Annotated in this window: 13 protein-coding genes and 1 tRNA gene; 6 read left to right on the top strand and 8 right to left on the bottom strand. The window is 66.6% G+C overall.

What is annotated here, in order from left to right; all coding sequences use genetic code 11:
• The first annotated feature begins 32 nt into the window (after positions 1-32).
• Positions 33-2,588, top strand: a complete 2,556-nt coding sequence (mutS, locus tag ACEQZD_RS14055; protein WP_370186209.1) for a DNA mismatch repair protein MutS — start codon at positions 33-35, stop codon at positions 2,586-2,588.
• A gap of 204 nt (positions 2,589-2,792) precedes the next feature.
• A complete protein-coding gene (gene fdxA, locus ACEQZD_RS14050) occupies positions 2,793-3,122 on the top strand; it encodes a ferredoxin FdxA (protein WP_067612130.1) in 330 nt (109 codons plus the stop codon).
• A 555-nt stretch (positions 3,123-3,677) separates the two neighbouring features.
• Here fdxA and ACEQZD_RS14045 read toward each other — a convergent pair.
• The 5 genes from ACEQZD_RS14045 to ACEQZD_RS14025 form a co-directional block, all read right to left on the bottom strand.
• Positions 3,678-4,016, bottom strand: coding sequence for an Hpt domain-containing protein (locus tag ACEQZD_RS14045; protein ID WP_194855400.1), 339 nt, complete (start codon positions 4,014-4,016; stop codon positions 3,678-3,680).
• 123 nt (positions 4,017-4,139) lie between these two features.
• On the bottom strand, positions 4,140-4,772 hold the full coding sequence (locus ACEQZD_RS14040; RefSeq protein WP_335629335.1) for a TIGR04282 family arsenosugar biosynthesis glycosyltransferase: 633 nt from the start codon (positions 4,770-4,772) through the stop codon (positions 4,140-4,142).
• Positions 4,762-5,466: a TIGR04283 family arsenosugar biosynthesis glycosyltransferase gene (locus tag ACEQZD_RS14035; RefSeq protein ID WP_142948628.1), complete on the bottom strand. Its 705-nt coding sequence runs from the start codon at positions 5,464-5,466 to the stop codon at positions 4,762-4,764. The genes ACEQZD_RS14040 and ACEQZD_RS14035 overlap by 11 nt, the downstream gene beginning before the upstream one ends.
• On the bottom strand, positions 5,463-6,422 hold the full coding sequence (gene arsS / locus ACEQZD_RS14030; RefSeq protein WP_370186207.1) for an arsenosugar biosynthesis radical SAM (seleno)protein ArsS: 960 nt from the start codon (positions 6,420-6,422) through the stop codon (positions 5,463-5,465). The genes ACEQZD_RS14035 and arsS overlap by 4 nt, the downstream gene beginning before the upstream one ends.
• A gap of 104 nt (positions 6,423-6,526) precedes the next feature.
• Positions 6,527-6,603 (bottom strand) — tRNA-Arg (locus ACEQZD_RS14025).
• Positions 6,604-6,741: 138 nt separating this feature from the next.
• On the opposite strand from ACEQZD_RS14025, the gene ACEQZD_RS14020 reads away from it, so the two are divergent.
• Positions 6,742-6,921: a PLD nuclease N-terminal domain-containing protein gene (locus ACEQZD_RS14020; protein WP_142948630.1), complete on the top strand. Its 180-nt coding sequence runs from the start codon at positions 6,742-6,744 to the stop codon at positions 6,919-6,921.
• A gap of 17 nt (positions 6,922-6,938) precedes the next feature.
• Here ACEQZD_RS14020 and ACEQZD_RS14015 read toward each other — a convergent pair whose 3' ends face one another.
• Both ACEQZD_RS14015 and ACEQZD_RS14010 read right to left on the bottom strand, forming a co-directional pair.
• Entirely contained in the window at positions 6,939-7,430 is a 492-nt protein-coding gene (locus ACEQZD_RS14015; protein WP_335629333.1) for a hypothetical protein, read from the bottom strand.
• Positions 7,431-7,456: 26 nt separating this feature from the next.
• Positions 7,457-8,911, bottom strand: coding sequence for a phospholipase D-like domain-containing protein (locus ACEQZD_RS14010; protein ID WP_335629332.1), 1,455 nt, complete (start codon positions 8,909-8,911; stop codon positions 7,457-7,459).
• Between the two features lie 311 nt (positions 8,912-9,222).
• On the opposite strand from ACEQZD_RS14010, the gene ACEQZD_RS14005 reads away from it, so the two are divergent.
• Positions 9,223-10,578, top strand: a complete 1,356-nt coding sequence (locus ACEQZD_RS14005) for a KamA family radical SAM protein (protein WP_335629331.1) — start codon at positions 9,223-9,225, stop codon at positions 10,576-10,578.
• A gap of 39 nt (positions 10,579-10,617) precedes the next feature.
• Here the strand turns inward: ACEQZD_RS14005 and ACEQZD_RS14000 are convergent, their stop codons facing one another.
• Positions 10,618-12,027: a PLP-dependent aminotransferase family protein gene (locus ACEQZD_RS14000; RefSeq protein ID WP_335629330.1), complete on the bottom strand. Its 1,410-nt coding sequence runs from the start codon at positions 12,025-12,027 to the stop codon at positions 10,618-10,620.
• A 167-nt stretch (positions 12,028-12,194) separates the two neighbouring features.
• Between ACEQZD_RS14000 and ACEQZD_RS13995 the strand changes: the two genes are divergently transcribed.
• Both ACEQZD_RS13995 and ACEQZD_RS13990 read left to right on the top strand, forming a co-directional pair.
• Entirely contained in the window at positions 12,195-12,809 is a 615-nt protein-coding gene (locus ACEQZD_RS13995) for a DJ-1/PfpI family protein (RefSeq protein ID WP_335629329.1), read from the top strand.
• A gap of 5 nt (positions 12,810-12,814) precedes the next feature.
• Positions 12,815-13,474 (top strand): LysE family translocator, encoded by a 660-nt coding sequence (locus tag ACEQZD_RS13990; protein WP_335629328.1) that lies wholly within the window; start codon positions 12,815-12,817, stop codon positions 13,472-13,474.
• The last annotated feature ends 93 nt before the right edge of the window (positions 13,475-13,567 follow it).

The following is a 13,567-nucleotide window of genomic DNA, read 5'->3' as shown; positions in this document are numbered from 1 at the left end:
TCACTTTCCCGGAAACAGGCGACACCGCGCATATGGCAAAGCAAGACTTGTCCGGCCACACCCCGATGATGCAGCAGTATTTAGGCATTAAGGCCGAGCACCCGGATCAGCTGGTGTTCTACCGGATGGGGGATTTCTACGAGCTGTTTTTCGGCGACGCGCAGAAGGCGGCGCGGCTGCTGGATATCACCCTGACGCAGCGCGGCCAAAGCAACGGCAAGCCGATTCCCATGGCGGGGATTCCATACCACGCCGCCGAGGGCTATCTGGCGCGGCTGGTGAAGCTGGGCGAGTCGGTGGTGATCTGCGAGCAGATCGGCGATCCGGCGCTGGCCAAGGGGCCGGTGGAGCGCAAGGTGGTGCGCATCGTGACGCCGGGGACGGTGAGCGACGAGGCGTTGCTGGAGGAGCGCCGCGACACGCTGCTGTGCGCGCTCTACGAGGACGGGCCGCGCATCGGCGCGGCCAGCCTGGACGTGGCCGCCGGGCGCTTCGTGGTGACGCAGGTGGACGGTCACGAGCAACTGCAGGCGCTGCTGGAGCGCTGGCAGCCGGCGGAGCTGTTGATCAGCGAGGACCACGGCCTGCCGGGCCCGCTGAGCCAGCGGCCCGGTTGCCGGCAGCGGCCGCCCTGGGATTTCGATGCGGAGGGCGCGCGCCGGCAGCTTTGCCAGCAGTTTCAGGTGCAGGATCTGTCCGGCTTCGGGCAGCCGGCGCCGGCGTCCGTGGCGGCGGCCGGGGCGCTGTTGCAGTACGCCCGGGAGACCCAGCGCAGCGACCTGCCCCATGTCACCGGGCTGACCCTGGAAGCGTTCGACGATGGCGTCGCCATGGACGCCGCCACGCGCCGCAATCTGGAGCTCACCGAAACCCTCACCGGCCAGGAGGAGCCGTCTCTGGCCTGGGTGCTGGACAGCACCGAGACGGCGATGGGTTCGCGGTTGCTCAAGCGCTGGGTGCACCGGCCGCTGCGCGACCGCTCGGTGCTCGGTGAGCGCCAGGGCCGCATCGCCGCGCTGCGCGACGGCTGGCGCTTCGAGTCGGCCCGCCAGGTGCTGGACCGGATCGGCGATATGGAGCGGATTCTCGGCCGGGTGGCGCTGCGCTCCGCCCGGCCCCGCGACCTGACCCGGCTGCACATCAGCCTGTCGGCGCTGCCGGAGCTGCACGCCGCCCTGCCCGACGACGCGGTGTTCCAGGGGCTGCACGACCGGCTCAGTGACTTCCCGGACAAAGTGGCGCTGCTGGAGCGCGCGGTGATCGAGAACCCGCCCATGCTGATCCGCGACGGCGGTGTGATCGCGCCGGGCTACAGCGAAGAGCTGGACGAGCTGCGTTCGATCAGCGAGAACGCCGGCGCGGTGCTGGTGGACATTGAAACCCGCGAGCGTGAGCGCACCGGCTTTTCCACGCTGCGGGTCAAGTACAACCGGGTGCACGGCTACTATATTGAGCTGTCCCGCCGCGAGGCGGACCAGGCGCCGGTGGATTACCAGCGCCGCCAGACGCTGAAGAACGCCGAGCGCTTTATCACACCGGAGCTGAAGGAGTTCGAGGACAAGGCGCTGTCCGCGTCCAGCAAGGCGCTGAACCTGGAGAAGCGGCTTTACGAAGCGCTGATCGAGGAGCTGGCCGCCGATCTCGGCCCACTGCAGGCGAGCGCCGCGGCGGTGGCCGAGCTGGACGTGCTGGCGTGTCTGGCGGAGCGGGCGGAAACCCTCAACTGGGTGCGCCCGCGCCTGGTGGACGAGCCCGGCATCGAGATCGTCGACGGCCGCCACCCGGTGGTGGAACAGGTGATGGACGACGCCTTCGTGCCCAACAGCCTGCAGCTGGACGACCAGCGCCGCATGGTGATCATCACCGGCCCGAACATGGGCGGTAAGTCCACCTATATGCGCCAGACCGCGCTGATCGCCCTGCTCGCCCACATCGGCAGCGCGGTGCCCGCCGCCAGCGCCCGCATCGGCAAAATCGACCGCATCTTTACCCGCATCGGCTCGTCCGACGACTTGGCCGGCGGGCGTTCCACCTTTATGGTGGAAATGTCGGACACGGCCCACATCCTCAATAACGCCACGCCGGAAAGCCGGGTGTTGCTGGAGGAGATCGGTCGCGGCACCAGCACCTTCGACGGCCTCAGCCTGGCGTGGGCGGCGGCGGAGCATCTGGCCCGCAATCTGCGCGCCTACACCCTGTTCGCCACCCATTACTTCGAGCTGACGCAACTGCCGGAGCATCTGCCCGGCGTCTACAACGCCCATCTCACCGCCAGCGAGCACAACAACCGCATCGTTTTCCTGCACCGGGTACAGGAAGGGCCGGCGAGCCGCAGCTACGGCCTGCAGGTGGCGCAGCTGGCCGGGGTGCCCGCCGGCGTGATCCGTCAGGCGGCGGACAAGCTGGCGGAGCTGGAAAGCGGTGAGCGGCCGGTGCCGGCGGCCCACTCCGAAGCACCCGCCCAGGCGGACATGTTCGGTGCCATCAGCGAGGTGGATAAAGCGCTGCGGGATCTGGACCCGGATGATCTGACGCCGCGCCAGGCCCTGGAGGCGCTCTACCGCCTGAAGCAGTTAAGCGACCACTGATAAACCCCGGCATTGACCACTTCGGTCAATCGCGGTGCCCGCGGCGCTTGCCAGCCCGGCACAGTCGGGTAGACTAGCGCGGCCCCGAGGGAGGGTCACGCGCCGAGCGGCTGGCGCCCCTGGCGATATACCCCAAGCGGGCCGGTGATCTGATAGAATTCAGTGCTGGCCCTGGAAAGAGAATACACCTGGCGAGGACAGGCTATGACGTTCGTAGTAGGTGAAAACTGCATCAACTGCAAACACACGGACTGCGTGGAAGTATGTCCGGTGGACTGTTTCTATGAAGGCCCCAACTTCCTGGTGATTCACCCGGACGAATGCATCGACTGCGCCCTGTGCGAGCCCGAATGCCCGGTGAACGCCATCTTCTCGGAAGACGAGTTGCCCGACGACCAGCAGGATTTCCTGGAAATCAACGCGGAGCTGGCGGAGAAGTGGCCCAACATCACCGAGATGAAGGACTCCCCGGACGATGCGGAAGAGTGGGACGGTGTCCCCAACAAGAAGGAAAAGCTCGCCCGCGAGTGGTAATCGGCGGGTAGCCTGAAATAAGAAAGGGCGGCATCCTGCCGCCCTTTTTGCGTCGAGTGTTCCTTACCCGATTGCGCTCACCTAGAACCTCCGTGTCCACCGTCCCTAGCTTTCCGTGTGCTCTTCTCCATGAGCACGGGAGGCACTATAGCAATCGCGGAGGCCGGCAAGGGTTAAAGATATATAAAAACTGCGGACAAGAAATGAGCTCTTTCGGCTCTTCCCCAGGTATATCAATAGCTTAGCGAATTCGCCGATAAAAATTGACGGCATCCGAGGACAGAAGATTGGTAGAAATGCTTACAGTCTTGTAAGATATTGCTTACAAACTCAGAGCATTTCAGCAGGCTGTTCCGGTGCCTTAAGGCCTCCGGGACACACAGCGGTGCCACAAAGCCGCCAAGTTTTACAATCGCTCACGGCTTTTTACAGCATGGGCAAAGTGGGACATGTAACCTTTTGATTAGATAAATGGTATCCCCCCAAGGCGCTAGCAATAGCGCTCACAACCCCCCCTCATCCACCCCCTTTGGATGAGGGGTTTTTTTTGCCCGCTCAACAGGCGCCGAGGGCGTCGCAGGACTTCTGGAACTGATTTTCCAAGGCCTCCATCAGGGTGCCGGCGGCGGCCAGGTCCCGCTCGCGGGCGTATTGCTCGATTTCCAGGCAGATGCCCGTTACCCGCAACGCACCGAGATTGCCGCTACTGCCTTTGAAGCTGTGCGCCTGCTGCCGGACGGCTTCGGCGTCGCCGGCGGCGAGGGCGTCGTGGAGGGCCTGCAGGCGCTGACCGCCATCGCGGATGTAGGAGGCGACCAGGGTGTCGAAGTCGCCCCCCATGATTTCTCGAAGTTCATTGATAACGGCGCTGTCGAGCACCGGTGGCTGTTCCATGTCTCACTCCCTTGATTGAAGGCGGCCCGGATTCCGATGATAAGCCTAAAGGACCACCTGGAAGGCCAATATACTAAGCCGGAAGCGCGGGGTTCAGGAAGCCGGAAGTACCGGGAATGGGACTCAGGGCAACACACCCAGGTTGCGGGCGCGGGTCACGTCCTCGGGGATATCCACGTCCCAAAGGGGCGGCAATACGGTCACCGGGGCCACGTCGTTGAGCGCCACCAGCGTATCGGCCATGGCGTAATCGGTGCCCAGGCGCACCCCTTCGAAGCGTCCGTCATGCCAGACCGAGGCGTCGCTGCCGCCGATCAACACATAGCCGCCGTCCTCGCTGGCGCCCAGCACCACCCGGGCGTTGTCGAGCCCGTCCACGGCCAGTGCCAGGTAGGTCTGGTCCAGCACCGGGCAATCGCTGCCCACCAGCAGCACACGTGGCGCCTCTTGCAGGCCGTCCCGCAGTGCCGCGTTCATGCGCTCGCCGAGTCCGCCGCCGTGCTGCAGCCCCACCTCCAGGCCGATTTCCCCGGCGTGGGCGGCGAGCCGGTCGTCATGATCGTCGAGCATCAGCCTGGCGCGGCCGGGGAAAGCGGCGGCCTCCCGCAGGGTGCGGTCGAGCAGGCGCTGGTGTACATCCAGGGCGGTGTCCTCGCCCAGTTCGGGCACCAGGCGGGTCTTCACCCTGCCCCGGCGCGGGGCCCGGGCGAAGACCAGCAGCAGGGTATCTATGGCGGGCGCGCGCTCAGCCGCCATGGTGCTGCTGACGGTAATGTTGGCGGTAGTAGTCGCGGTGCAGCCGGGCCGGGTCCTCGCCGCGCCAGTAGCGCCAGCGCAGCTGCCACATCAGCATCATGGTGCGCCACACGCCGTGTTCCTCCCAGCGCCGGCTGTCGGCCACCAGCCGCGGACGCAGGCAGGCGGGCGCCGCCAGGCGGCGCAGACGCTGGCTCAGGGCCACGTCTTCCATCAGCGGCTGCATCGGGAAGCCGCCCATTTCCAGGAATTGGTCGCGCCGCACGAAGATGCCCTGGTCGCCGGTGGCGATGCCGGTCCAGCGCGAGCGGATATTCATGGCATGGCCGATCAGCGGGAACAGGCGGTGATTGCCGGACAGGCGCACGTCGAAGCGGCCCCAGACGGCGTCCTCGGGCAGCGCTCTCAGGGCGCGGATGTGACCGCGCACCACCCGGCCGCAGTCGGCGTGCAGGAACCACAGCCAGTCGCCTTCGGCGCGCTCGGCGCCCAGGTTCATCTGCCGGGCCCGGCCACGGTCGCAGTGCAGCACCAGGTCGGCGTGCTCACGGGCGATCAGCGCGCTGTTGTCGCTGCTGCCGCCATCCACCACGATGATCTGATCGCCCTCGCCCAGGCGTTCACGAAGCATCTCCAGGAACGGCCCCAGACATTTCGCCTCGTCGAGCACCGGAATTACCACACTCAGGTTCATCCCAAAGCGCCTCCACAGCTACTGCCGGACCCCGCGGTGCACCCGAAGCAATGATCGGCCACGTACACCGGCTCGCCTTCCTTGTCGGCGTCGAGCAGCTCGCTGACGTGGGGGCGCCGATCATGGTGCCCCTGGGGCATATCCAGCATCTGGTTGAAGTCACAATCGTACAGGTAACCCTGATAATCCACGCTCAGGGTGTTCCGGCACATCACGGCTTCAAGATTGTCGCGATTGTAGTTGTCGCGCAACAACTGCATGTAATCGTTGAACTGGTTATGCGCCAGCAGCACCGCCCCGAAACGGCTGATGGGCATATTGGTGATGGTCAGCAGGCGGTTGAAGCGCACGCCGAAGCGCTGGTCCAGCTCGCGGTGGTAGTCCGCCTCCAGGGCCGCCTGCGGCGGCGGCAGATGGGCGCCCACCGGGTTGTAGACCAGGTCCAGGGGCAGTGCCGGGTCGCCATAGCCGACCGCGTTCAGGCGCCGGATCGCCTCGATGCTGCTGCTGTAGACGCCCTTGCCGCGCTGCTCGTTGACGTTCTCTTCCAGGTAACAGGGCAGCGACGCCACGATCTGCACGCCCTGCTCCGCCAGGAATTCCGGCAGATCCTGATAGCCGTCCTCCAGCAGGATGGTCAGGTTGCAACGGTCGATCACGGTGACGCCGCGGGCCCGGGCGGCGCGCACCAGATCGCGGAAATGCGGGTTCATTTCCGGGGCGCCGCCGGTCAGGTCCAGCACCTCCACGCGGCCCCGGTCCAGCACCTGGATGATCTGCTCAATGGTCTCGCGCTCCATCATTTCGGTGCGCGTGGGGCCCGCGTTCACGTGGCAGTGCACGCAGCTCATATTGCACAGATAGCCGAGATTGACCTGCAGAATGCTGGTGTGGCGCCGGCGCAGCGCCGGGAAGTCGGTACCACTGCGGAGCAAAAGCCCTCGGGTGTCCTTCATGGTGCGCTCCTCTACTTCCAATACGCCCATGGATGCACGTTAAAGGGAAACGTTACGTCAAACAGGGGAATCCGGCGAGGGTTTATCCGAAAAACCAGGAAAGATGGCGCCCCGAGCAGGAGTCGAACCTGCGACCTAGCGCTTAGGAGGCGCTTGCTCTATCCAACTGAGCTACCGGAGCGGAGGTTCCGTATTGTAGTGATCTTGGCGCTTGATGCCAGTTCGTGGGTTTACGGGCTTTTACCTTCGTTTGGTTTACCGGGGCGGCGAGTGTGGTTAGCGTCGGGGTATCCATTCGATGAACCTAGGGAGCGGGCACATGAGCAAGATACTCGGCTTAATCATTCTGGTGCTGGATATTCTGGCGATCATCAAGATCGTTCAGTCCGGCGCCTCCACCGGCGAGAAGATTCTGTGGGTGATCCTGGTATTGGTATTGCCGGTGATCGGCCTGGTGATATGGGCGCTGTTGGGCCCGGGCTCACCGGTCAAGAAGTAGCGCCACGGCGGCCGGCGCTATCCGCCGGTCGCCGCCTTTATCAGCGCCTGATTGTCCTGGCTGATCAGCCAGAAGCCCACACTGCCCAGCGACACCATCAGAAACTGCATATGCTGTTTGCGCCCGCGTAGCCAGGCCTGCGGCCAGTGTTCGCGGACCGCCGCCACCTTCTCCATCAGAAACAGCAGCATCACCGCCACCGCCATCAGCGGCGTGGACGCCCAGGCCGGCAGAAACGGCGTGGCACAGGCGGCCACCAGCAGCAACGCCGCCATCGGCACCAGGCCGGCATCCTCCCGCGCCAGCGCCGAGCCCGTATAGAGCCCCACCTGCAGCAGCACGTGCAGTGCCGCCAGCAACGCCACCAGCGTCACCCAGGATTGCGCCACGGTCGGTGACGGCAGCCAGATCGCCGTGGCCACCGCCACCACCACGAAGCCGTGGATGAACTGCAATCGGGACAGGGTTTTCAAACCGGCCGGAAGCTCCGGGTCGCGGGGCAAACGCATGCAACATCCTCACTGCCAGAAAAGGGTTATAGATAGGGCTCGAACAGGTGCGCCAGCGCATTGCGCACATGGCGCCAGCGGCCCATGGCACGGAACTCCGCCTCGCCGACCCGGCGCGCGCCGCGCAGACGGCGGTCGATCAGGTCGTTGGCCTGCTCCGCCAGGGGGTCATCATAACATTCCATGTCGAATTCGAAGTTAAGGCGAAGGCTGCGCGCGTCCCAGTTGCCCGAGCCCAGCAGCACCCAGTGGCCGTCCACCGTCATCAGCTTGGTGTGATCGAACGGCGGCGCCGAGAAATGCAGCTCCGCGCCTTCGCGCACCAGCCAGCGAAGCGCGTGCAGGCTGGCCCACTGCACCAGCCGCAGGTTGTTCTTTTGCGGCACCACGATGTTCACCCGCACCCCTTTCAGCAACGCCAGCTGCAGGCTCGCCAGCAGGGTCTGGTCGGGCACGAAATACGGCGTGACGATGCGCACTTCGTGCTCGGCGGCGCCGATCGCCGCCAGCAATGTCAGCCGGCGCTTGTCGAAATCCGCGTCCGGGCCGGCGTTGATGCCGCGCGCCAGGGTGTCGCCCGCTTCCAGGGCGCCCAGGTAGTTGTCATCCAGGGTCTCGCCGCAGGTAAAGGCCCAGTCGGCGACGAAACTGCGCAGCAGATGCACCACCGCGGGGCCCTCCACCCGGGCGTGCAGGTCCTGCATGTGTGCCGGCTCGCGCAGGTAGCCGGCGCGGATGTTCATACCGCCGGTGAAGCCGATGCAGCGGTCCACCACCATCAGTTTGCGGTGGTTGCGCAGGTTCAGGTAAGGCATTCGCCAGGGGGCGATGGAGTGCAGAAAGCGCTCCACGCGCACGCCCCGGCGGCGCAGGCGCAGGGTGATCGGCGGCAGCGAATAGAGCGCGCCGACGCCGTCCACCAGCACCCGCACGGTCACGCCGCGCGCCACCGCCCGCTCCAGGGCGTCCGCCAGCGGCTTACCGGCGGCGTCGTTGCCGAAGATATAGGTGGCCAGCAACACACTGTCACGGGCCTGGTCCACCGCCTGGATCATCGCCGCCAGCGCCGGCCCGGCCTCCAGCAGCGTGACCCGGTTACCGCCGGTAAGCGGCAGGCCGGTGAGACGCCCCACCAGCCGCGCCAGCACCCGCAGGCGGTCGGATTGCAGCGGCGTGCCCTGATCCCGGCCGGCGCTCAGCGCGGCATCAATGGCGCCGCCGCCGGTGAGCTGGCGGGCGCGCCGCTGTATGCGGTTCACGCCCAACAGCAGATACAGCAGGGCGCCGACCAGCGGCACCAGCCATACCAGGCCGGTCCAGGCCGCGGCGGCGCGGGCATCCCGTTTGTGCTGCGCCACATGCAGCGTCACCCAGACCGCCGCGACCACGCCGGCGGTGGCGACGATGGCGGGCCAGAACACCTGTAGCCAGGCGATCAGCCACTCCACGAGCGACGCCGCGCCGGCGACCCATTCCTGCATGCTCTCTCCCTTGCGATTGATTCCCCGTCCGCACGCGGCCCAGCATACACCAGGGCCGCCGCGCATCCGTCCCCGGCGGCGCCGTTTTGCGCTCGGCCGCGCAAACGCATACCATAGCGCCGCTTTACACCCGCCGCGTTAACGACGCGCCGCCCCTGGCCATTTCGGCCCGCAGGGGTACTTATCCGGCCCAAAAGGCCATGGGGTCAGCCCCCGACGCAGACAGATATAACATGAACCACGCTGGTTGAAGCGGCCAGTGTACCGGCGCGCCCCTTGTCGCCGTCGGCGCATGATCAGGAGCGAAAACCATGTCAGAAGCCAATACGGTTATTCCGCTGCGTGAACATCAGGAGCCGGCCACCCAGGAGCCGCGCCGCTTCAAGGTGTTCACCGCACGCCAGTTGGACAAAATCGAACAATTGCAGCGCCTCGACGATGACGCCCGTTTCGCCATGCGCGTGGTGGCCAACGTGCTGCCGTTCCGCGTCAACGAATACGTGATCGAGGAACTGATCGACTGGGACAAGGTGCCCGACGACCCGATCTACCAGCTCACCTTTCCGCAGAAAGGCATGCTTGCACCGGAACACTTCGACAAGGTGGCCGACGCCATGCGCGGCGGCGACAAGGCGGAGATCGACGCCGCCGTGGCCGAGGTCCGCGAGGCCCTCAACCCGCACCCCGCCGGGCAGATGGAACACAACATTCCGGAAGTGGACGGCGAAAAGATCGACGGCATTCAGCACAAGTACAACGAGACGGTGCTGTTTTTCCCCAGCCAGGGCCAGGTGTGCCACAGCTACTGCACCTTCTGTTTCCGCTGGGCGCAGTTCATCGGCGATAACGATCTCAAGATCGCCACCAAGGAAGCCGGCCAGCTGAAGCGCTATGTGCAGGCGCACCCGGAGATCACCGACATCCTGATCACCGGCGGCGATCCACTGGTGATGAAGACCAAGAACCTGCGCGCCCACATCGAACCGCTGCTGGAACTGGAGCAGATCCGCACCATCCGCATCGGCTCCAAGGCGCTCACCTTCTGGCCCCAGCGGGTGATCTCCGACAAGGACGCCGACGACCTGCTCGACCTGTTCCGTGAAGTGCAGGCCGCCGGCAAGCACCTGGCGCTGATGGCCCACTACAACCACTGGCGTGAGCTGGAGCCGGCCATCGCCCGGGAAGCGATCGCCCGGGTACGCGAAACCGGCGCCCAGATCCGCGCCCAGGGCCCGCTGCTCGCGCACATCAACGACAACGCCGACGACTGGGCGCGCCTGTGGCAGACCCAGGTGGAGCTGGGCATCGTCCCCTACTACATGTTCGTGGAACGGGACACCGGCGCGCGCCGCTACTTCGAAGTGCCGCTGGCCCGCGCCTGGAATATCTACCGCGACGCCATGAAGCAGGTCTCCGGCCTGGCGCGCACCGCCCGTGGCCCGAGCATGTCCAGCCACCCGGGCAAGGTGGAAATCCAGGGCGTCACCGAAGTGGCCGGCGAGAAGGTGTTCGTGCTGCGCCTGATCCAGGGCCGCAACCCGGACTGGGTACAGCGCCCGTTCTTCGCCAAGTACAACGAGGACGCCACCTGGCTCAACCACCTGGAGCCGGCGTTCGGCGAAGACAAGTTCTTCTTCGATGACGAGCTGGCGGCGATGGAAGACTAGGAACGCGGCCCGTCAGGCGCGGCAGCGGCCGGTCGACGCTCAAAGCAGCGCGGCCAGCCGCGCCAGCGCCCGCTCCACCCGGTTGTCCCAGCGCACCGCGCAATTCAGGCGCAAACAGTGATCGAACTTGCCGGAGGCGGAAAACAGCGCCCCCGGCGCGAAGTTCACACCCGCGTCCAGGGCCCGCTCCGCCAGCTCGGTGGTGTTCACCCGGCCGGGCAGTTCCAGCCACAGCACGAAACCGCCCTCGGGCCGGCTGACCCGGGTCTCCGTGGGAAACAGTTCAGTGACCCGGTCGGTCATGCGCGCCACCGCCTTGGCGTGCAGGCTTCTCACCCGCCGCAGATAACGGTCGTAGTGACCCTTTTCCAGGAAATGCGCCAGCGCCAGTTGTGACGGCGTGGCCACCGACACCGTATTGATGAACTGCAGATACTGCGCCCGTTGAAAATCCCGCCCGGGCACCAGCCAGCCCACGCGCATCCCCGCCGACAAGGTCTTCGAGCACGACGAGCAGTAGTACACCAGGCCGTCCCGGTCCCAGGCCTTGATGGGCAGCGGGCGCGTGCCGCTGAGCGGCAGGTCACCGTAGATGTCATCCTCCACCAGCGGCACGTCGTGGTCCGTCAGCAGACGCAGCAGCCCCTGTTTGCGGCTGTCCGGCATGCGCGTGCCCAGCGGATTCGAGAAGTTGGGCACCATCACACAGGCGGCCACCGGCCAGCGCTCCAACGCCAGCGTGAGCGCCTCCAGGGACAGGCCCTGGATCGGGTCGGTGGGAATCTCCAGGGCCTTGAGGCCCAGGGATTCGATCACCTGCAGCAGGCCGTAGTAGGTGGGCGACTCAATGGCCACGGTGTCCCCCGGCCGGGTCAGCATGCGCAGCGCGATGGCGACGGACTCCTGGCAGCTGTTGGTGATCAGCACCTGATCCGGGGACACCGGGCAACGCAACGCCGCCAGCCGGCGGGCCAGGCCGGCGCGCAACTCCGGCGCTCCGGGCGGGAACTCGTAGCCCACGCAACGGCGGCGCTGTTCGCGCAGCACGGTGCGGAAGGCCCGCTCCATCTGCGCCACCGGCTGGAAATCCGGGTCCGCCACCGCCGCCCCCAGGTTCACCACCGCCGGGTCGTTAACCGCCTGCACCATGCGCAGCACCCGCTCCTGGCCGGTCACCGGGCGCGGGCGGCGGCCGGCGCGGGGCAGGCTGGGCGCGTCCCGCCGGGCCAGCGGCGGACACACGAAAAACCCCGATCGCGGCCGCGCCTCCAGCACACCGCGCTGCTCCAGCTCCCGGCAGGCGCTCACGACCGTGGCCACGCTCACGCCGTGCTGCTCGCCCAGCTTGCGCACACCCGGCAGACGGCTGCCCACCGGATAGACCTGATCGCGGATCAGCGTCTGCAGCTGGTCCGCCAGTTGCTCATAGCGTTTGTTCGCTTCCCCCATGGCGGCGGGCCCCTCATCACATCATTGCCGGCACAGTTGCCGTGAAATTCAGCGGCACAGTTCTCTCTATCGACGATCTGTACCGGTTCAATTTCGTAATTTTATATCTGTATTGCCTCGAGGTGTCCACCTAGGCTGGGGTTCCCATTTCGCAACGGAGCGTTCCCATGCACATCGCCATCCTCACCTTCCCCGGATTCAACGAGATCGACTCGCTGGTGGCGCTGGGCATCCTCAACCGGGTCAAGGCTCCGGGCTGGCGAGTGACGCTCTGCGGTCCGGAGACCTCGGTGACCTCCATGAACGGCGTCACCGTTGAGACGCAATCCCGGCTGTGCGACCTGCCCGGCGCCGACGCGGTGCTGGTGGGCAGCGGCCTCCACACCCGCGATATCGTCGACGACCCGAAACGGCTGTCCACGCTGCGGCTGGATCCGACCCGACAACTGATCGGCGCGCAATGCTCCGGGGCGTTGATCCTCGCCCGGCTCGGGCTGCTGGACGGCGTGCCCGCCTGCACCGACCTGACCACCCGTCCCTGGGTCCAGGAGGCCGGCGTCGAAGTGCTCGACCGGCCCTTCCACGCCAGCGGCAATCTGGCCACGGCCGGCGGCTGCCTGGCCTCGCCCTACCTGGCCGGCTGGCTTATCGCCCGCTGTCAGGGTGAGGAAGCCGCCCGGATGACGCTGCACTACGTAGCGCCGGTGGGCGAGAAGGCGGCGTACGTGGAGCGGGCGCTGGCCCATATCCGGCCGGGCCTGCCCGATGGCCAGGAAGGATAGGCGCCATGACCCTGGAACACCTTCTCCCACTGATCGGTTTCGTCGCCGTGATGAGCGGCACCCCCGGCCCCAATAACCTGATGTTGATGGCCGCCGGCGCCAACGTCGGCTGGCGCCCCTGCCTGCCGCACCTGCTGGGCATCGCGTTCGGCTGTCAGGCCCTGCTGTGGAGCCTGGCCCTGGGGCTGGGCGGGCTGCTGGCCCACTACCCGGCCCTGAACTGGGGGCTGCGGCTGATCGGCGCCGGGTTTCTGCTGACGCTGGCCTGGCGGCTCGCCAGTGCCCCGACCCGGCCCGGGGACCAGCGCGCGGCCCGGCCGCTGACGTTCAGCCAGGCGGCCCTGTTCCAGGCGGTCAATCCCAAAGCCTGGATGATGATGCTCACCGCTCTGGCCACCTTCACCGGGCCGTCCCGGTTCGTCGCCGATGTGGCCTGGGTGGCGCTGTGCTATCTGCTGGTCGGGTTGCCGCTGATCAGCGCCTGGAACCTGGGCGGGGTGGTGCTCAAGGCGCGGCTGCACCAGGGGCACCGGCTCCGCCACTTCAACCGGGCGATGGCGGTGCTGCTGCTGGCGCTGCTGTATCCGGTCTTTTTCAGCGCCGACGCACCACCGCTGCCGGCGCCCGCGGCGACCCCGCCGCAGTGGTGGCTGAGCGTTATGTAACCGCCCCGGCAGCCGGCACTTTTTCTTTGCGGGTGAGTCGCTTAGGCTTGGCGGGCGGCCCGCCCGGGCCGTCGATACGGGATGCTCAGGGGA

The organism is Alloalcanivorax sp. (genome assembly GCF_964221125.1).
GTDB lineage: Bacteria > Pseudomonadota > Gammaproteobacteria > Pseudomonadales > Alcanivoracaceae > Alloalcanivorax > Alloalcanivorax venustensis.
Note: the sequence above shows the minus strand (reverse complement) of the source record. Positions and strands in the feature narration are given on the sequence as shown.